Raw genomic sequence first — 19,116 nt, forward strand, 5'->3', positions numbered from 1 at the left:
CTCATGAAAGAGGCTCTTAACATTCCGAGGAAAATACCATGCATTGGTTGATAGATTATTGGTGGATTGTTTTGTTAGTGCTTATCGGCATTATCATTAATGCGGTAAAAGCGCTAAATCGCGTCGACCCGAAATCATTCTTGGATAACAAACCTGAATTGCCCCCACATCGAGATCTTAACGCTCAATGGGACGATGAAGATGATCGGTCGCAGAATAATCGCAAGAAATAACCCAGTTTTTCCAATGATTGGCAAGCATTTCATCTATGTTTGCCAATGCATCAGCCGCCTCCTCCCGCCAATGTTTCAACAGTGCCTTACGGCCATTCAAAGATAAATCACTGACACATTGTTCGATACTTAATCGCTGTTGCAGATGCTTTCTCAACGCTGGCAAGGCCAAATGACTCATCAACAGTAATCTCTGTAATGCAAAATAAGATGCTGACAAAGGACGATGGGCAAATGCAAATCCAGCCAATTCCTGCCAATCACTGTCATTAATGTTTTCGTCACTGTCATGCTCAACTGGCAAGGCAAAACCCAGTAACGATTCCAATCCGCTGGCATCCCGGGATAATCGCTGCTGTGCGGATTGAGCAAACTGTTTCCCCTGTTCACTCAATGGCAAGACAGCCATCGCGGTATAGCAACCACTGCTCGCTTCCCGGTGGGTTCCCATCCTCACCAATTGAAAGCCACATTTTTGCCACATTGCCCAAAGTTCAGCGGCATAGCCAAAACTGACAGAGATAAAATCCAGCTTTTGTTTACTGGCTTCCCGACATTGCTGGATTATCAAATGTTGCGCGATACCACGACGGCGATATTGAGCTTGTACAGCAATGCGACTGACTCGCTGTGATCGCAAGGTTGCAGCCTGTGGAAAACCACTATGTGCCGCCAGGGATTGAGCTACCAAATTTCCCCTTGGCCGCCGACGACCTGCCCATATCTCATGTGCCAATGTCTGTGACAAACCACCTTCGTTCACCATCCACAAAGCGCCTATCAGCTGTGGTTTATGCTCTGAAGAACGGGAAATGGCGGCAAGGAATGTCATCCCGTTACCATCCATCAATCGACGCAAGTCAAGAGGAGATGTACGGTAATGTGCACTGGTTAATAGCCCATAAAATTGACGTAATAATGTGGAATTTTGTAACCATTCAGACTGATGAATCGGGTGAAAATACAACTTTTCTTCGCTCGGGCTTTTTTCACTCAAGAATGCTGCTTTACTTGATCGCTCTTCACTTAAGCATGTGTCATAAACCGACTGTTTATCATCAAATAACTGTCTATCATTAAATAACAGAGCATTATCCAGCCACGCTTCCAATGGTTCATTTTCAGCCCAGCGCATGGGAGTTTTCAATTCACGAATATGGCAATCAGGTAATGCGGCACAAAATTTCAACAAAAAACCACGGCCTGTTCCTTCATAACCTTGAACGGTAGAAGTCAACAATACTCGAGGAAAATGGCGGATCAATTCTGTCAACTGTGGCATTGGTATCGCCGCAGCTTCGTCAATCAATAACCAATCAATATCGCTTTTATTTTTCTGTCCACCATTTTTTGCATGGCAATATTTCAACAAACTGTCTACTGCCCAAAAAGGGGGGTCTTGTTGCAAAGATTTATGCTCAGCTAAATCTGAAATATCAGAGTAACGCCGAATAACTTCCGTCGTTATTTTCGCAGGTGCACATAGCCAGCATTTGCCTTGCCAATACCGCACCAACATGCCTGCCAGAGCAGATTTTCCCCGCCCCCGTGGTGCAGTGATCACCCAAACGCCTCGTGTAGCCTGTAATAATTCTTCAAGGATAGACTGCTGATTGGCTGTTGGGGTTCCATCAGGCATCTGCCATGCTCCGGTTTGGGGCAATGGCGGCATCTGAAGAGGTATTCCCTGACGCCATAATAATACTTCAGGGAACGCGAGGATTTGCTGCTGAATATGCCGAATAAAATTAGGCGTCAGAGTGGTGCCTGCCAATTCATTCCAACGCAAACTATCTTCATCAGGCTGTTCCGGCCATTGTGACCAAATGGGCACACGCATCACCAACCAGCTTCCCGCTTTTAGTGTGCCAGCCAATATTGCCAGTGCTTCAGCATTAAATCCCTTAGTTGCATCAAAAATACCATGCAAAAATTCACGTCCAAGCAAACTAACAGCTTTTGTTGGATCAATAGATTTTATTGGATCAATAGCATCAGATGTATGAGCAGAAACCGTTAACCAATCCCCTTGAAACTGTTTTATTAACTGTTTAACGATTAATGCACTCCATTGAGAGTCACCACTCAAAACCACTAAACGTCGCTGTCCCTGTTGTTGCATTTGTGCCTGCAACATTGCCCATGAGCTATACACAGTCACGACTTACCAATCATGAGCGATAAAATACCTGCGGCAATCAGTGGGCCTACAGGAACACCCCTGAATAGAGCCACTCCCAACACAGTACCAATCAATAGCCCCGCAACCGTAGAAGGCTGACCAGACATTAAAGCAACACCACGACTACCCAACCATGACACAAGGATACCCACAGCAATAGCCAACAGTGATTTCCAATTTAAGAAAGAGCTAAAAATTTCCTGTGCGGAAATTTTCCCACTTGCGATAGGTGCCATGACTCCGATAGTCAGAATCAGGACACCTATCGTCAAGCCATACTTTTCCACCCAAGGAAAAAGCTGATTCAATGGCGTGATACGGACTACCAACAGAAATAACATGGCAAGTGTAACTGTCATGTTATGGCTGATGATGCCAAGCCCTGCAAGCACGAGCAAAATAAGTAAAGTAGGATCAATATGGCTCATAAGTTTTTATTTCCTATAACACCCTATAAAAACTGTGTCTGATCATTTTAAAACCAAACAACATAAGTTTTGGTACGGGCAGGATAATAACTTAAAAATTTTTATACTTAATGAAAAATATTTGCATTCAGTAGGAGAATGGTTCTGAATAGCTATATTTATATATAAAACAATCAGTAATAAACATAGCATGAAACAGAGGTTCCTTATCCTTTCAGTACATTACCTAAATAGAGTGAGTCATATAGCGATTTGTAGTTTGGTAACACACTTGCTTTAATCAATAACATTGATAAATAATTACTCTTACAAATCAAGATGCTTCTTGTTTCTTGATAATGAAAAACATCACAACATGGCACTTTAGCCACAACGTCAGTAACCCGCCAGCTTTACCGCGCTTTACTGATAAACATTAAACTTTTACCAGGGTGAATGCGGAAAGATTGTGTGAGAAGCCTCAAGCAATCAGGATACATTCGTATAAGTAATATGAAGAAATTAACATCCTCCATCATAATTTGTATTTCCTTAGCTGGTTGCACCACGCAATGGGTACCTGCAACAAGTAACCCAGTCCCTTTCAATGAAGCAAAAGCTGTATGCAAGCAGTCGGCATTACAGCAGTTTCCTGTCAAAAATGAAGTAGGCCAAAGATCAACAATGAAAATGGTACAACAGCCTTGTATAAATAAAGATCAATGCGGAAAAAACGGTTACTACAGTCAGAATGTTCCCATGACCGAAAGTTATGTGATGGATGTTAACGAAGATTCCAGAAGAGAATCTTATCACGACTGTATGCATCAAAAAGGCTGGAAACAAATAACCAAGTCCCTGCTCTAAAGTTGACTCAGCGCACAAAATAAACGGATGCCCTTTTTCTTGTCGGGCATCCGTTTATTTTAAAACAAATTTTTTAAGTAATCGTTTGCGTCATTAGTCCAAAATAACGCCAATCCGGCGTGCAACTTCCTCATACGCTTCAATCAAGCCACCGAGACTTTGACGAAAACGATCTTTATCCATTTTATCCATCGTCTGTTTATCCCATAAGCGGCTGCCATCCGGTGAAAACTCGTCACCCAATATGACTTTGCCCTTGAACAAACCAAATTCCAACTTAAAATCCACCAGAATCAAGCCAGCATCATCAAACAATTTGCTCAATACTTCATTAGCTTTGTAGCTCAGGCGTTTCATTTCAGATAAATGCTCTTTGCTCACCCAACCGAATGTCTCACAGTAGGATTCATTAACCATAGGATCGTGTTTAGCATCATCTTTCAGAAACAGATCAAACAATGGCGGATTAAGCACCGTTCCCTCTTCTACCCCCAGACGCTTAACAAGAGATCCTGCGGCGCGGTTACGAATAACACACTCAACAGGAACCATATCGAGTTTTTTCACCAAGGATTCATTATCTGACAGCAGTTGTTCCATTTGCGTCGGAATGCCCGCTTCTTCCAGTTTGCTCATAATGAAATGATTGAATTTATTATTCACCATTCCCTTGCGATCGAACTGTTCAATGCGTTCACCATCCAATGCTGATGTATCATTACGGAATTCCAACACAAGTAAGTCAGCATTATCAGTGGCATACACTGTTTTTGCCTTTCCACGATACAACTCAGCTTTTTTCTGCATTTTACACTCCAGAAATATGACATCTTCAAACATAAAGAATTAAACAAAAAACTCATCCAAAATATAAAAGGGGCCTGAGCCCCTTTTATATATTACTTACCGTTGGATTGGCTAAATACAGCTTCCAGCACAGCCACCATTTGATCATTTTCAGATTGGGTCAGCGGCTTACCTTTTTCACTGATAAATTGCAGACTGCTTCGGTTATCCAAATCACCCACCTGTAATTTATAGTTTCCTTCGCTGATAGAAGGCGCTTCTACACCCAACGTTTTCCAATCAGAAGAACTGCGTCCTTTATAAGTCACTTCTATCGCTCCCTTAGAACGTGTACGATCAGTGACCTGCATACCAATACTTTCCAACGCGTGTGGCAACCTGTTCCAAACCACGTTATATGGTGCGCGTACAATTATTTGTGGCAGGCCGGTATTATCACTACCACTTTGTACAGACAATGCACCCGTGCTTTTAGCACTGCTCAGGCTCGCAGCGTCCTGTTGCTGACTTAAGTCACCCGCCAATTTATTAAGCATCATGACATTGTAATGCTGGATTTCGGCCGGAGCGGTAATTTCTTTCTCTCCATGTTTCAAACCTTCATTCGAAACAGATAGTGCTGTTTGATAACCTTGTTGGATAACCGAAATACGGTAACGCCCCTGATAAGGAACATTTTCATCAGCCCGTTGCCACGTAATCCAATCAGTCGTCAAAGTTTGTGCTGAATCATCTTTATGGCTGATATTGTAGCCATTTTTTTCCAACAGATTGTTTATCTGTGGCCATAATTTGCTGTATTCCGGGGTGTTTTCAAGCAACAACTTACTGCTGTTAGCACTATTTTCAACGCGGGAACCCGTCAATAACGCAAGAGCCTGCAATGGAGGACGTATATCCAAATCTTTACCCACTGCCCCTGTTGAATTCATTGCTGGAATATTATACTCACTATTTTGCAGCGGTAATATCATTCCTTCAGGGATATTCAATGTTTTCAGTGGTGGAGTGTCAAGATAGGATTGATCCCCGCTTACTTGACGTTTATAGCGCTGATCGCTGGAGCAGGCAGCCAAAAAAACTACCAACGACAGACCAGCAATCTTCATGACCTTCGATTTTTGCAATAATGTTGCCATTAAAATTCCCTAAAATTTTACAGTAATCCAGCTATTTTCAAGGCCTTACCAACTGGAATTTGCCCTTCCTGCGTTAGCGGAATCATTGGCAAACGCAGTGAATCATTGGCAATCAATCCCAATTGACGGCAAGCCCACTTAACTGGTGTCGGGCTAGGTTCAACAAATAATTGATGATGCAATTCCATCAGTCGGCTGTTCAGGCCGCGAGCCTTCAAAAATTCACCTTGTTCAGCCAATTCACACATCTGTGCCATTTCCGCTGCCGCAACGTTTGCAGTTACAGAAATAACACCTTTACCACCAAGCTGCATGAAATCGACAAAACTTGCATCATCACCACTCAGCAGAATGAAATTTTCATCATTAACCAATTCTTGGATCTGACTAACACGACTTAAGTTCCCCGTCGCTTCCTTAAGTGCAACAATATTTTTCAATTTCGCCAAACGAGCGACAGTCGGAGGCAATAAATCACACCCGGTACGAGATGGCACATTATACAGAATTTGTGGTAAGTCAGTATTCTCAGCTATTGCCTTATAGTGCAAATATAAACCTTCCTGCGATGGTCTATTATAATAAGGTGTCACTGACAGGCAACCCACAATACCCGTATTTTCGAAACAGTTGGTCAGAGAAATGGCTTCCGCCGTAGCATTCGCCCCTGTTCCTGCAATTACAGGAATGCGCCCATCAGCTATTTCTAATGTTGTCAGTACAACCTCAACGTGTTCGTCATGGTGAAGTGTTGCGCACTCGCCTGTTGTCCCAACAGACACAATCGCAGATGTCCCACTGGCGATGTGATATTCAACCAATTTTTTCAAACTAACCTTATCAATCTGACCAGCTGAGTCCAACGGAGTTATCAATGCAACTATACTGCCTGTAAAACCAGAATGATCACTTACCATTGCCATTTCCCCTTAGTTAAACCTTAAACTGCAAATGAGAAGTTCATGGTACTTTCTTGTTATACAGAAGAAAACTCCTTAAACACGCGATTTCAATGAATTTTGTTAATATCAAGTGTAGCGGATTAAACAGAAATTATAATCATGTTCCTTTTACAAATGCGATTGACCTTCTCTTGATCATTTTTTATGTTTAAACACAACATACACAACATACACAACAGACATCTATTAAAATTAAAAGGAAAATCGCTTTGCCAACATCAGAACAGCATTTTTTAGTGATTACAGCCTTGGGTACCGATCGTCCCGGCATCGTCAATACCATCACCCGCCTTGTCAGTACATGCGGTTGTAATATTGAGGACAGCCGTCTGGCAATGTTTGGCGAAGAATTTACTTTTATTATGTTGCTATCTGGAAGCTGGAACGCCATTACTTTGATCGAATCCACCCTGCCACAGAAGGGCGCGGAGCTTGAACTACTTATAGTAATGAAACGTACCCGATGCGGTGTTCAGAAAAAATTTCCTTCGACCATCACCGTTAAGGTAGATATAAATGATTCACCGGGAATTGTTGAACGTTTTACCAGTTTATTTACGGCTCAAGATTTTAATATTGCTGAGCTGGTATCAAAAACGCACCCAGCCGAGGAGAGCCAACCTGCTCGCCTTCAAATTCAAATTACAGGCCAAAACCCATCGGACGATAATGGAACGTTATTTAAAGAAACCTTTCATCACCTATGTACAGAATTAAATGCACAAGGCAGCATTAGCGTACAAAATCATTCAAAAATTGAAATTTTCAAATAAAAACAATAAGTTAAATAAAATATGATTTAATAACCCCAAAATACATATGCGTGTACAAAGATAAAATATACTCAGGGCCTTCAATTTGGAGGCTGATTCTTAAGAAAAAGCTACGCCGGAGCGCAGCTTCGAATTCAGAATATAAGCAGAATTAACTCCAATTGATACAGAACGTCTTGGTTTTATTTGTTTGTTTCAATACCTCACCTAGTTTACGTGCATCATTATTGCCATATTCAACGGTGTATGTACCATTGGTGTTATCTCCACTCGAAAGTGAGGTAGCGCCAAGATTATAGATTGTGTCATCAACAGTTACATAAATATTTTTCGTAAGTAGTCCTGCTATCTTCTCATGGCTCTCTTTCGAAGAAACTATCAAATGCAACCAATCACTCGTACCCCAATAGAACGCCAGAATGTTTGCGATATCTGTCTTATTTGAGGTTATGTTTAAAGTACCAAAAGTAGATTCACCTGTATTGAGATATCCTTCCTTGTCACTTATATATCCCCAGTCCTGACCATAATTAAATTTGCTCGTTCCTAATTTAAGATCAAAAGACAACATACAGTGAAATTTCCAATCACAAGCCATCATATCTTCTTGAGTTGGCTGCCAAATTGAACATTCACCATTTTCATTGGTCTTTTCAATTTGTGGCGAAAAATTCACCAACCCGGAGGCAAGACGAATATATTCGTTAGAAGCCTCCCAACCATCACGATTCACATGATTACCCAAGTAAACTTGAATTATTGCCCAAGGAAAAGAACCTGCTGGTGCTGCTACAGCACGAACCTTAATCTTGTATTGGTCTGGATCAAATGGGCATTTGAGATCAGGCTGTTGATTTTCTGGCTTATTAAATTCAGACATAAATTCCTCACTTATTATTTGTTAAAGTTCAAGGTAATTTCATCCTACTGCTAAACCACCAAAAAATTTTACTTAAGTAAAATCATTGATTCAATCAAATAACCTCGCGTAGCGAGACATATAATTTGACATATGATAAGCGATTTACTGAGTTATAAAACTCAAATATAGGCAAGTGCAATCGACTATTGACCAAAGCTGCTCAAATATGTACATATTTATCGTGAAACGAGACGAATACATATGAACTGTGTTGAATATAATAAAGTCAGGAGAAAAAATTTAACTTTAAATTCATATGAATGTATAACATATGATGTATAAATAAGCTCTCAAAATGCTAGATCACTTTCTTACACCTCGCACCGCGAGGCGTAAGGGAGCTTTAAGAGCTAAATGTATCACTATTATGAAAAAGCATTTATACGTATTAATGCAAAAATATATAGCCGTGTTAGCACACCAATCATTTAAATCAAAATGAACAAACGGAGAATGAGTGATGAGTTCACTGAAAGCCGGTGATAAGGCACCTCAATTCAGCCTTCCTGATCAAGATGGCGAAACTATTAATTTACTTGATTTCGAGGGACAGCGTGTTTTAGTTTATTTTTACCCCAAGGCAATGACACCAGGCTGCACAGTTCAAGCATGTAGCTTACGTGATTCGATGGATGAACTGAAAAACGCTAATGTTGAAGTATTAGGCATCAGCACCGATCTACCTGAAAAGCTATCCCGATTTGTAGAAAAAGAGATGCTGAATTTCACTCTACTTTCTGATGTTGACCACCAAGTTGCTGAGCAATTTGGTGTTTGGGGAGAAAAGCAGTTCATGGGGAAAACCTATAATGGTATTCACCGCATCAGTTTTTTAATTAACCCACAAGGATATATTGAACACGTTTTTGATAAATTCAAAACCAGTGATCATCATCAAGTTGTGCTGGATTACGTAAAACGACATTAATCTTGTGTCTATCATCTCATCATAGCCACAATAAATTTTGAGTTGCCGCTCCATCCATCAGGCGGCAACTTGTTTACTTTTTCACTCGCTATTTTTCACTGATTAATTCTGCAATATTAGCAATTGCTATTGTCTTTCCTTTTCTTCAAATTTCTCTTCCGGCAAAACGTGAATGACAGCTTTGATTAAAGTAGCCAGTGGAATGGCAAAGAAAACGCCCCAGAATCCCCATAATCCACCAAAAATAATGACAGAAAGGATGATGACAAGTGGATGAAGATTAACTGCTTCCGAGAACAAAATTGGCACAAGGAGGTTACCATCTAACCCCTGTACCACTAAATATGCGATGAACAAAGTCCAGAAATCAGCCCCAATTCCCCATTGAAACAAAGCCACGATAATAACTGGAATGGTGACAAGCACTGTACCGATATAAGGAACGAGCACAGATAAACCAACCAAAACCGCAAGTAACAAAGAATAATGCAATCCAAAGAAAGCAAATACAGCATACGTACAGATAGTCAATATAACCATTTCCGTTACTTTGCCACGGATATAATTGGTTATCTGCTGGTTCATTTCACGCCACACTTTACCAGCCAAACTGCGGTTACGTGGCAATATACGCTGTAATGCCACCACCATTTGTTTTTTATCTTTTAATAGAAAGAATACCATCAAGGGAACAAGGATCAGATAAATCGCTAGCGTCAGTAATCCGATCAAAGAAGCAACCGAAAACTTAAAAACGGATTCCCCTGCCAAAGAGAACTTGCTACGCAAATTATCAGCAACCATATCAATAATACCGGCATCAACCAGCGCAGGATAACGAGAAGGCAAAGTATGCGCGTACTCATTAAACCGGTTAATCATATTGGGAAGATCAGAAAATAAATTCAAGCCTTGCTGCCAGACAGTCGGGGCAACAATCAAGATAACTAACGCACTGATTCCCATAAACATTGTTAATACAATCGAAACAGAAAGTGTTCGGCTACACCCCAACCTTCCTAATTGTGTAGTGGGCCATTCCAACAAATAGGCCAATACAATGGCTGCAAGAACAGGCGCCAAAATCCCATTGAAAAAATAAATGATCCCAAAACCAGCCAACAAAATGACTGATAATGCAACAACTTGTGGATCAGTGAAACGGCGACGATACCATTGCATGATCATATCCAACATAAATACAACTCCTTAGCAGCAATATGTAATAATTATTTTTCACTAAAATTTATTATCATTAACGATTTTAGGGTAACCTTTTATCATAAACGTATTCATGAAATTGATAGCCAGAATGGAGCACACTGTTTTATGGGAATCGCTTTATGAAAAAAACGTCGAAAAAATCGCTGATAACTATCTTTATCAGCCTATTGTTATTGGGCAATACACCGGCATTATCCGCACTGGCTGAAGATTCACTACCTGATATTGGCACTACAGCGGGGGCAACCCTCAGCATCAATCAGGAAATGGCCATGGGTGACTTTTATATACGCTCAATACGAGCTCAGGCACCTCTGATTTATGACCCGCTACTGACTCAGTACATTAATAACCTAGGTCATAAATTAGTCAGCCATGCCGATTCAGTAAAAACTCCCTTCCATTTCTATCTAATCAATAATCCAAATATTAATGCTTACGCATTTTTCGGTGGCAATGTTGTTCTTCATTCAGCCTTATTGCACTATAGCCGTAATGAAAGCGAGCTGGCATCTGTCATGGCCCATGAAATTTCCCATGTAACACAACGACATCTGGCACGCCTAATAGAAGAACAAAAACGTACCAGCCCCATCGCATGGGCCGGCACTTTGGGTTCTATCCTGCTTATAATGGCCAACCCACAAGCAGGTATGGCTGCACTCAGTGGTACACTCGCAGGTTTCCAACAAAGCATGATCAGTTTTACCCAATCAAATGAACAAGAAGCCGATCGCATTGGAATGCAGACACTCAGTCGAGCAGGATTTGACCCGCGCGGTATGCCTAACTTCATGCAGATACTGGCAGATCAATCCCGCTACAGCTCCACGCTACCGGAAATGCTATATACTCATCCATTACCTGACAGCCGTTTGGCTGATGCCCGCAATAGGGCAAATCAATATTCAGCTAAAGCCGTTCCTCAGTCGCAAGATTTTCTGTTTGCCCGTGTTCGTATTTTAACAATGTATTCGACCAATCAACGCCCTTATATTGACGAGTTATTAAAAAAATATAGTCAAGGAACCACCAAAGAACAGCTTGCTGCTGCCTATGGACATGTTATTTTGCTTTCTCAGGATAAAAAATATACCGAAGCCAGAGCAATCCTCTCTCCATTGCTGGATAAGCAACCGGATAACATTTGGTTTATTGATGCAATGAATAATATTGATATCGGGCAAAAACAGTATACCAGTGCTATCAATCGATTGCAGGACGCCCTTAAAAAGCAAAAAAACAATCCGGTATTGCAATTTTCCCTCGCAAATGCTTACTTTCAGGACAAAAAGTATTCTCAAGCATCACAACTCCTGTTTCGTTATACCTTCAATCACCCAGACGATCTCAATGGTTGGGAACTGTTAAGAGACACGGTTGGAAAACAAGGAAAACACGATGAGGTACTCGCCGTCCAAGCAGAAATCATGGCATTAAAAGGTAAATTTGACTTAGCTATAGCACAACTTAGCGAAGCCAGTGCATTGGTAAAATTGGGTAGTTATGCTCAAAAGCGATATGATGCCCGCATTGATCAATTGCGCCAACTACAACAGAGTTACAGCCAATACAAAAAATGAAGGATTCTTTACATGCAAAAAGTTACTTTCTACCACAATTCCCGTTGCTCAAAGAGCCGTGAAACACTTAAGCTGGTTGAAGAACTCGGCATTGCGCCAGAAATCATTCACTATCTCGATACACCACCTACTGTAAAACAGCTTGCCATATTATTGAAACAACTCGGCTTCAAAGATGCCCGTCAATTGATGCGTACCAAAGAAGATCTCTATAAAGAATTAAATCTTGGTGATACCACATTATCCCAAGAGTCATTGCTTCAAGCTATGGCTGAACACCCCAAATTGATAGAACGCCCGATTGTTGTTGTTGGTGATAAGGCGCGTTTGGGACGTCCCCCTGAGCAAGTTAAAGAAATTTTGTTCTAAATATTTTTCAGGCAAAATAAATAAAAGTGATAGGAATACGCTCTCTATCACTTTCCTGCCCTGATCTTATTTCCTTTCGACTTTATTACTCAAAGTTCCAAGATATCTTTCACAAACGGGATCGTCAGTTTGCGTTGTGCCACAATGGAAGCACGATCAAGCTCATCCAACGTTTTAAACAACGTTTGCATTTCTCTATCGAGCCGTTTCAGCACAAATCGCCCGACATCCTCAGGTAATTCAAAACCGCGTAATTTTGCCCGGAGTTGCAATGCCTGAATTTTCTCATCATCAGACAAAGGCTGTAATTTGTAAATTTGCCCCCAATCCAGACGGGATGCCAAATCTGGCAGCGTCAGATTAATTTGCCGTGGGGGACGATCACCTGTGATTAAAAGACAAGTCCGGCCAATCTCTACAATTCGATTGTAAAGATTAAAAATAGCCATCTCCCATGCCTGATCACCGGCAATACACTCAATATTATCGATGCATACTAATGATAAATGCTCCATACCATCAAGGACTTCGGGAACAAAATAGGCACGTTTATCCAGTGGCACATACCCTACTGCTTCTTCCTGCAAGGACAATTCGGTACAAGCTGCGTGAAGCAAATGGCTCTTACCCCCGCCATCGCGGGACCAAAAATAGATATAACTGCCGTGTGAATGGCTAATAGCCAATTTTATTGCAGCTAATAAGGAAGTATTCTCACCTGCAAAGAAACTAGCAAAGGTTTCATCATCGGGCAAATATAACGGCAATGAAAGCTGCGACGGTGTATTCAGAAGCACCTCAGACAGAATGGATAACGAACAGTGCTAAGTCTACCACAAAAGGCCTCTATAAATGAAACGAATGCTTTGTTTAAAGCAGGAAGTTATTATTGAGGCACATCACTCATAAAATAGGGAGAATTTACAATTAATCGATAGTGAAAATTTACTTTTTTTGATGGGTATTATAATAAACATTCAGGTTAATATCAAAACATGCTTTCCATAACTACATAGCTGTAACAAAGCCAAATTTTTTTCGCAAACTAGATCTAGATATAGTCCTCTTAGAGAAAAAGCTCTTATATCTGAAAACCCTATGCTACCAATAATCAATATTGCCAATAGTAAAAATATGATACATAACCAGAGATTTTAACTTATCAATCTTAAATTATCTTCATTGGAAGTTAATATATTAATGGAAGCAATATTATGTAATGTGATAAAAAATTCAAAGCATTTTTATAGGTGGTTCTTCCAACAAATTTTATTTTGAAACCAAAGAAATTGATAAAGTTGGTGGACATAAATCTCCTATCATACATAAACTAATAAATACCATTGAACAAAAATAAGAAAAAATTTGTAATTTACGTACAAAAGAAAACCAAACCAGCTATTAGCCACTAAGGTTGCATAGTTTAAATAGTAATAGATCTTTAAATCCTCTTTTTCCAATAGATTATTGGATATCACAGATGAAAAACTAAGATAAAAATCACGTATAATATAGTTGATTAACTAAAATAGCCTTGAAAAAACATATTAAATTATCTGACTATTTTGAAAATAGAAAGGGTTTTAGGAAAAAGCCCTTTCTTACCAATTTAACTAACGTAATTTATTTCACTGCTTCACGCCTTTTGTCATGTTCAATTGATTCCAAAGACGAGTTAGTATATTGCTCTTCTGGACGAATAATATTGATCAACTTGAAAAGCAGACTCAGGCCAATACCCACAACCGTTGCAAGTGCCATACCCTTCAATTCTGCTGCACCAATCTGAATCTCCGCTCCGCTGACACCAATAATCAGAATAACAGATGTCAGAATTAAATTCTGCGCTTTGCTGTAATCAACTTTCGAATCAATTAAAACCCGAATACCTGACGCACCAATCACACCATATAGCAACAGAGAAACACCACCCATAACAGGAACAGGGATAATTTGAATCGCCGCCGCCAATTTACCGACACAAGAAAGCAATATTGCGATTATCGCAGCACCACCAATCACCCACGTGCTATATACACGGGTAAGCGCCATAACACCAATATTTTCCCCATAAGTCGTGTTAGGTGTTGAACCAAAAAAACCCGAAATCATCGTTGAAAAACCATTCGCAAACATTGAGCGATGCAGACCCGGATTTTTCAATAAATCTTTCTGCACAATATTTGCCGTTACCACCAAGTGCCCAACATGCTCCGCAATGACTACCAACGCCGCAGGTAAAATCGCCATGATGGCAAACCATTCAAAACGTGGAGTATAGAATGTTGGCAATGCAAACCATGGAGCTTCACGTACTGGCGTAAAATCTACAACCCCCATGAAGAATGACAGCGCATACCCCACCAAAACACCAATCAGAATCGGAATAATCGCCATAAAACCACGGAACATCACTGAACCTAAGATCGTTACGCCCAGCGTTACCATGGATATGGTCAGGTTGGTCGTATTAACCTCAGTGCCTGCTGCTGGACGCAAACCCGCCATATCAGCAGCAACACCTGCCAGCTCCAGCCCGATCACTGCAACAATAGCTCCCATCGCTGCAGGCGGAAACATCACATTGATCCATCCCCTTCCAGCAACTTTTACAATCAGGGCAACCAGGCAAAACAACAAACCACAGATAATGAATCCACCCAATGCCAACTCATATCCCAAAGGCAGCAACAACAATACAGGCGAGATAAAAGCAAAGCTGGAACCTAGATATGCCGGGATTCTTCCTTTACAAATCACCAAATACAGCAATGTTCCAATACCGTTGAATAACAAAATCGTCGCAGGATTAACTTTAAACAAAATAGGAACCAAAACGGTTGCGCCAAACATGGCAAACAGATGTTGTAAACTTAAAGGAATAGTCTGTGCCAAAGGCGGTTTTTCGTCTACCCCAATAGTCCGACGGGTCATTATTGATATCCTCTTATATCATCTTGCTAGAAACCAAAAAAAAGCCGACTTCTCAGCCGGCTATAAACGTTATTTAGTACCAAATATTTTATCACCTGCGTCCCCTAAACCAGGGACGATATATCCATGCTCATTGAGATATTCATCAATCGAGGCAGTATACAGCTCAACATCAGGATGAGCTTTCTCTAGTGCAGCAACCCCTTCCGGCGCAGCAACCAAAACCAGTACTTTAATTACAGGGCATCCCGCTTTTTTCAGCAAATCAATAGTGGCAATCACGGAGCCACCAGTCGCCAACATCGGATCAACAACCAATGCCATGCGTTCATTAATATCAGAAACTAATTTCTGAAAATAAGGCACAGGTTCAAGTGTTTCTTCATCACGATACACACCAACGACACTGATTCGCGCACTAGGAATATTTTCCAGTACACCATCCATCATACCCAAGCCCGCACGCAGAATAGGTACTACCGTAATTTTCTTCCCTTTAATTTGGTCTACTTCTACCGGACCACACCATCCATCAATGGTCACTTTCTCAACTTCTAAATCAGCAGTTGCTTCATATGTCAGAAGACTACCCACCTCTGAGGCCAGTTCACGAAAGCGTTTAGTGCTTATATCATGATCTCGCATCAGACCAAGTTTATGTCTAACTAGTGGGTGTTTAACCTCAACGATCTTCATGGGTTTCTCCTAATATAGCCGGCAGATAAAAAATCGCGGGATTATACCTTCTTTTCACCACCAAGCCACTACCAATCTATTGATTTTTATCAATCACAAGTGCTTTTCTTCTATTCTGCCCCGACAGGAAACCTATACAAAGCTATCGCAAACGTTTGCTTAGACTGTTAGAATTGTCGCCGTTCTGTTTTATTCATAAAAATGCAACCGCCTGGGAGCTACGCAGTGACCAACAAAACCTCTCTTAGCTATAAAGATGCTGGTGTCGATATTGATGCTGGTAATGCCTTAGTCAATCGTATCAAAGGTGTCGTAAAACAGACCCGTCGCCCCGAAGTGATGGGAGGATTAGGTGGTTTCGGTGCATTATGTGCCCTGCCACAGAAATATCGTGAGCCAGTATTGGTTTCCGGTACAGATGGCGTTGGCACCAAACTGCGTCTGGCCATGGACTTGAAGCGCCATGATACTATCGGAATTGATTTGGTTGCCATGTGTGTCAATGATTTGGTTGTTCAGGGAGCCGAACCTCTTTTCTTCCTTGATTACTATGCCACAGGTAAATTGGATGTTGATACAGCCGCCAGTGTTATTACTGGAATAGCAGAAGGCTGTAAACAAGCAGGCTGTGCATTGGTCGGTGGCGAAACAGCAGAAATGCCCGGTATGTATCACGGTGAAGACTATGATGTCGCTGGTTTTTGCGTCGGTGTTGTTGAAAAATCAGAAATTATTGATGGCAGTCAAGTACAGGCTGGCGATGCGTTGATTGCACTCGCATCCAGCGGGCCACACTCCAACGGCTATTCCCTGATCCGTAAAATCCTTGAAGTGAGTCAGGCAGACCCAGAGGTGACCCAGCTTGAAGAAAAATCACTTGCAGACCATTTACTTGCCCCAACCAAAATTTACGTTAAATCAGTCCTTGAGCTAATCGAAAAAGTTGAAGTTCATGCCATTTCACATCTGACAGGCGGTGGCTTCTGGGAAAATATTCCTCGCGTCCTGCCAGAAAACATGCAGGCCAGAATCAATGCTGGCAGTTGGAAATGGCCGGCAATTTTTACTTGGTTACAGCAAGCAGGTAATGTCAGCGAGCACGAAATGTACCGTACATTTAACTGCGGGGTCGGTATGATAATCGCCCTTCCCCAATCTCAGGCAGAACAGGCAATTTCATATCTGCAAGCATCAGGCGAAAATGCCTGGCAAATCGGTACAATTACCGAACTAAATGCAGGCGATCAGCCTGTTGTTATTACAATATAAAGTTACAACATAAAATTACCAAATAGATATTCTGCCAAATTGATTTCAGGTTACAGCCAATCAAGCTGTAGCCTGAAAAGAATGTATCTTGTGGCTTTAAAGTTGCAGTGAAGACAGGCTATTCAGCAAAAACAAATTATTAAGTGAAAAACTATTCAGCGAAAAAAAATCATGAAAAAAATTGTTGTTTTAGTATCCGGCAATGGTAGTAATCTGCAATCTATCATAGATGCCTGCCAACAAAACCGAATTAATGGGCGTATTGCTGCCGTTTTCAGTAATAATGATGGCGCATATGGCCTACGACGTGCTGAACAGGTAGATATTCCTGCCCATTTTATCAACCCGAAAGTCTATGGTGATCGTACAAGTTATGATATCGCCCTGCTTAAAGCCATTGATCAATATGATCCAGATTTAGTGGTTTTAGCAGGTTATATGAGAATTTTATCACCCGAATTTGTACAGCACTATTATGGACGCCTTATCAATATCCATCCTTCTCTTTTGCCCAAATATCCAGGCCTGCATACCCATAGGAAAGCCATCGAAAACGGTGATAAAGAACATGGCACCTCCATCCATTTCGTCACCGAAGAATTAGATGGCGGTCCCATTATTTTACAAGCGAAGGTGCCGATTTTTGCGGAAGATAAAGAAGAAGATGTCATCGGACGTGTGCAGACTCAGGAACACAGCATTTATCCTTTGGTCATCGGCTGGTTTTTAGATCAGCGGTTGGCAATGGAAGGAAATACCGCAATAATGGATGGCAAGGTTCTGCCACCACAAGGTTACGCATCGGAATAATCTATGCTAACAGATTTCAACTTACAGCTTTTTGTTAATGGATTCCGTATTAGAATATTTTTTTAAGTTCCATGTTTTATAAGTGCTATGTTTCATAAGTGCTATGCTTCAGTGATAATTTGCTATTTTGAGTTGGTTTATTTTTTTATGCACAAAATAATTGACTATTTATTAATCTAAAAATCAATCTAGCAATAATTATTTATTCGAACATTATTTAATATCAAATATATTTACACTCAATAGATTTCAATTTGATACGCAGTGGTGAGAGAACAAACTTCTGGAAGCATAGCGAATTATATGGCTTGGGCAAGTGGGTACCGCCAACAAAGCGGCGGCTTGAAATCTGAAAGGTGTAAACATAGTTTCAGTTCATACAATCCCTTAAAAAAACACTGAGGTATCCAATGTCCAATGGTGCAGAAAACCCATCTGTAAACTTGCGTCCCCTTGAACGGGAAGATCTCCCTTTTGTTCACCAGCTTGATAATAATGCCAGTGTCATGCGTTATTGGTTTGAAGAGCCTTATGAAGCTTTTGTTGAATTATGCGACCTCTATGACAAACATATTCATGATCAAAGTGAGCGCCGCTTTATCATCGCAAGCCTGAGTTCCAAAGTTGGACTGGTGGAATTAGTCGAGATTGATTATGTTCACCGTCGTGCCGAATTCCAGATTATCATCGCCCCGGCCTATCAAGGACAAGGTTACGCAACAATGGCAGCCAAGCTGGCGATGGAATATGCTTTTGCTGTCTTGAATCTTTACAAACTGTATTTGATTGTTGATAAAGAGAACACGAAAGCAATTCATATATACAATAAATTGGGATTCCATACTGAAGGTGAATTAATCGATGAATTTTTTGTGAACGGCTCTTATCATACCGCTATTAGAATGTGTACTTTCCAACACCACTATTTCGCCAATAAAGCCCGTGAAGCCCAGACCAGCACATCGGCTCATTAAACGCTAACCATTAAGCCAAATGGAAAACCAAATGGAG

General features: G+C 40.9%; 19 protein-coding genes. 9 read left to right on the forward strand and 10 right to left on the reverse strand.

Going from position 1 to position 19,116, the window contains the following annotated elements; all coding sequences use genetic code 11:
• The first annotated feature begins 38 nt into the window (after positions 1–38).
• Positions 39–233, forward strand: a complete 195-nt coding sequence (locus tag Xvie_RS10465; RefSeq protein ID WP_086109265.1) for a YpfN family protein — start codon at positions 39–41, stop codon at positions 231–233.
• On the opposite strand, the gene Xvie_RS10470 is transcribed toward Xvie_RS10465, so the two are convergent.
• Together Xvie_RS10470 and Xvie_RS10475 are read right to left on the reverse strand one after the other, a co-directional pair.
• Positions 178–2,370 (reverse strand): tRNA(Met) cytidine acetyltransferase TmcA, encoded by a 2,193-nt coding sequence (locus tag Xvie_RS10470; RefSeq protein WP_086109377.1) that lies wholly within the window; start codon positions 2,368–2,370, stop codon positions 178–180. The two genes, Xvie_RS10465 and Xvie_RS10470, sit on opposite strands and share 56 nt — an antisense overlap.
• Before the next feature lie 20 nt (positions 2,371–2,390).
• Positions 2,391–2,843, reverse strand: a complete 453-nt coding sequence (locus Xvie_RS10475; RefSeq protein ID WP_086109266.1) for a DUF441 domain-containing protein — start codon at positions 2,841–2,843, stop codon at positions 2,391–2,393.
• Between the two features lie 450 nt (positions 2,844–3,293).
• On the opposite strand from Xvie_RS10475, the gene Xvie_RS10480 reads away from it, so the two are divergent.
• Positions 3,294–3,689, forward strand: coding sequence for a hypothetical protein (locus tag Xvie_RS10480; RefSeq protein WP_139838846.1), 396 nt, complete (start codon positions 3,294–3,296; stop codon positions 3,687–3,689).
• 93 nt (positions 3,690–3,782) lie between these two features.
• On the opposite strand, the gene purC is transcribed toward Xvie_RS10480, so the two are convergent.
• The 3 genes from purC to dapA all read right to left on the reverse strand — a co-directional run bounded on the left by purC (position 3,783) and on the right by dapA (position 6,552).
• Positions 3,783–4,496, reverse strand: coding sequence for a phosphoribosylaminoimidazolesuccinocarboxamide synthase (gene purC, locus Xvie_RS10485; RefSeq protein ID WP_086109268.1), 714 nt, complete (start codon positions 4,494–4,496; stop codon positions 3,783–3,785).
• A 92-nt stretch (positions 4,497–4,588) separates the two neighbouring features.
• Complete coding sequence (gene bamC, locus Xvie_RS10490) at positions 4,589–5,635, reverse strand: outer membrane protein assembly factor BamC (protein WP_086109269.1); 1,047 nt, start codon at positions 5,633–5,635, stop codon at positions 4,589–4,591.
• Positions 5,636–5,652: 17 nt separating this feature from the next.
• Positions 5,653–6,552, reverse strand: coding sequence for a 4-hydroxy-tetrahydrodipicolinate synthase (gene dapA, locus Xvie_RS10495; protein WP_086109270.1), 900 nt, complete (start codon positions 6,550–6,552; stop codon positions 5,653–5,655).
• A gap of 254 nt (positions 6,553–6,806) precedes the next feature.
• On the opposite strand from dapA, the gene Xvie_RS10500 reads away from it, so the two are divergent.
• Positions 6,807–7,370, forward strand: a complete 564-nt coding sequence (locus tag Xvie_RS10500; protein ID WP_086109271.1) for a glycine cleavage system transcriptional repressor — start codon at positions 6,807–6,809, stop codon at positions 7,368–7,370.
• A gap of 151 nt (positions 7,371–7,521) precedes the next feature.
• Here Xvie_RS10500 and Xvie_RS10505 read toward each other — a convergent pair whose 3' ends face one another.
• A complete protein-coding gene (locus Xvie_RS10505; protein ID WP_086109272.1) occupies positions 7,522–8,250 on the reverse strand; it encodes a Thoeris anti-defense Tad2 family protein in 729 nt (242 codons plus the stop codon).
• Positions 8,251–8,752: 502 nt separating this feature from the next.
• Between Xvie_RS10505 and bcp the strand changes: the two genes are divergently transcribed.
• A complete protein-coding gene (bcp, locus tag Xvie_RS10510) occupies positions 8,753–9,220 on the forward strand; it encodes a thioredoxin-dependent thiol peroxidase (protein ID WP_086109273.1) in 468 nt (155 codons plus the stop codon).
• Positions 9,221–9,346: 126 nt separating this feature from the next.
• Here the strand turns inward: bcp and Xvie_RS10515 are convergent, their stop codons facing one another.
• A complete protein-coding gene (locus tag Xvie_RS10515) occupies positions 9,347–10,417 on the reverse strand; it encodes an AI-2E family transporter (protein WP_086109274.1) in 1,071 nt (356 codons plus the stop codon).
• Positions 10,418–10,563: 146 nt separating this feature from the next.
• Here Xvie_RS10515 and bepA point away from each other — a divergent pair, with 146 nt between their 5' ends.
• A complete protein-coding gene (gene bepA, locus Xvie_RS10520; protein ID WP_086109275.1) occupies positions 10,564–12,027 on the forward strand; it encodes a beta-barrel assembly-enhancing protease in 1,464 nt (487 codons plus the stop codon).
• Between the two features lie 12 nt (positions 12,028–12,039).
• Entirely contained in the window at positions 12,040–12,396 is a 357-nt protein-coding gene (gene arsC, locus Xvie_RS10525) for an arsenate reductase (glutaredoxin) (protein ID WP_086109276.1), read from the forward strand.
• Positions 12,397–12,485: 89 nt separating this feature from the next.
• On the opposite strand, the gene hda is transcribed toward arsC, so the two are convergent.
• From hda to upp, 3 genes are all read right to left on the reverse strand, one after another.
• On the reverse strand, positions 12,486–13,193 hold the full coding sequence (gene hda, locus Xvie_RS10530; RefSeq protein ID WP_167376264.1) for a DnaA inactivator Hda: 708 nt from the start codon (positions 13,191–13,193) through the stop codon (positions 12,486–12,488).
• A gap of 826 nt (positions 13,194–14,019) precedes the next feature.
• Positions 14,020–15,330: a uracil permease gene (gene uraA, locus Xvie_RS10535; RefSeq protein ID WP_086109278.1), complete on the reverse strand. Its 1,311-nt coding sequence runs from the start codon at positions 15,328–15,330 to the stop codon at positions 14,020–14,022.
• Positions 15,331–15,399: 69 nt separating this feature from the next.
• A complete protein-coding gene (gene upp / locus Xvie_RS10540; RefSeq protein WP_086109279.1) occupies positions 15,400–16,026 on the reverse strand; it encodes a uracil phosphoribosyltransferase in 627 nt (208 codons plus the stop codon).
• Positions 16,027–16,251: 225 nt separating this feature from the next.
• On the opposite strand from upp, the gene purM reads away from it, so the two are divergent.
• The 3 genes from purM to speG all read left to right on the forward strand — a co-directional run bounded on the left by purM (position 16,252) and on the right by speG (position 19,079).
• Complete coding sequence (purM, locus tag Xvie_RS10545; protein WP_086109280.1) at positions 16,252–17,295, forward strand: phosphoribosylformylglycinamidine cyclo-ligase; 1,044 nt, start codon at positions 16,252–16,254, stop codon at positions 17,293–17,295.
• A gap of 171 nt (positions 17,296–17,466) precedes the next feature.
• The gene (gene purN, locus Xvie_RS10550; RefSeq protein WP_086109281.1) at positions 17,467–18,105 is read left to right on the forward strand and encodes a phosphoribosylglycinamide formyltransferase; all 639 of its coding nucleotides are present in this window, start codon (positions 17,467–17,469) and stop codon (positions 18,103–18,105) included.
• 410 nt (positions 18,106–18,515) lie between these two features.
• The gene (gene speG, locus Xvie_RS10555) at positions 18,516–19,079 is read left to right on the forward strand and encodes a spermidine N1-acetyltransferase (protein WP_086109282.1); all 564 of its coding nucleotides are present in this window, start codon (positions 18,516–18,518) and stop codon (positions 19,077–19,079) included.
• The last annotated feature ends 37 nt before the right edge of the window (positions 19,080–19,116 follow it).

This window comes from Xenorhabdus vietnamensis (genome assembly GCF_002127535.1).
Lineage (GTDB): Bacteria > Pseudomonadota > Gammaproteobacteria > Enterobacterales > Enterobacteriaceae > Xenorhabdus > Xenorhabdus vietnamensis.